The sequence below is a fragment of the Cysteiniphilum halobium genome, from assembly GCF_003574425.1.
GTDB lineage: Bacteria > Pseudomonadota > Gammaproteobacteria > Francisellales > Francisellaceae > Caedibacter > Caedibacter halobius.
In genome coordinates this window covers 1-532 of the sequence record NZ_QLIU01000157.1, presented here as the reverse complement: position 1 = coordinate 532, position 532 = coordinate 1, and the positions used below count along the sequence as shown (strand labels likewise).

Sequence of the window (532 nt, the reverse complement as noted above, 5' to 3'; positions counted from 1 at the left end):
GCCACTATCTTTATGGGAATGGTATCACAGATTAACGATAGTTTGGCAATGGCAAACGGTAGGCAGTATTTTCTATGCGGGAGTTTTTGCCTCAATTTTAGCATTTAGCTTTTGGAACATAGGCGTTAGAACGGTGGGACGTGCTATTGCTGCTTATTTTTTTAATTTATTGCCAGTGTTTAGTTCCTTACTTGCTATTGGCTTTCTGTGGGAGAAAATCCATACTTACCATGTAATAGGATTTTTACTGGTTTTATCAGGAATACTGTTGGCCACACTTCCTGTGTATAATTTAAAGCAAAAGTTATTCAGTTACGTAAGGAGAAAAATGTATGCCTAACGCACGCAGAGCTATTGCCGTTGTAACAGGTGCCAGCAGTGGTATTGGTAAGGCGCTTGCGCGTTATTTGCTTAGCCAAGACTATAAAGTGGTGCTTATCTCACAAAATAAGGAAAGGTTAGAGAGCGCCTATACGGAATTGTTACAGGTTGCTGATCATGCCAGGGTACACGCAGTGAGTTTAGATGTTGG

At 40.8% G+C, this 532-nt stretch carries 2 protein-coding genes; both read left to right on the top strand.

Translation table 11 applies throughout. From position 1 onward, the window contains the following. Positions 1 to 340: DMT family transporter (locus DNK85_RS11415; protein WP_162896715.1), on the top strand; the 340-nt coding region annotated here is incomplete at its 5' end. Beyond that, positions 333 to 532, top strand: a 200-nt coding sequence (locus tag DNK85_RS11410; protein ID WP_119329624.1) for an SDR family NAD(P)-dependent oxidoreductase, incomplete at its 3' end; no start/stop codon positions are given. The genes DNK85_RS11415 and DNK85_RS11410, both read left to right, overlap by 8 nt.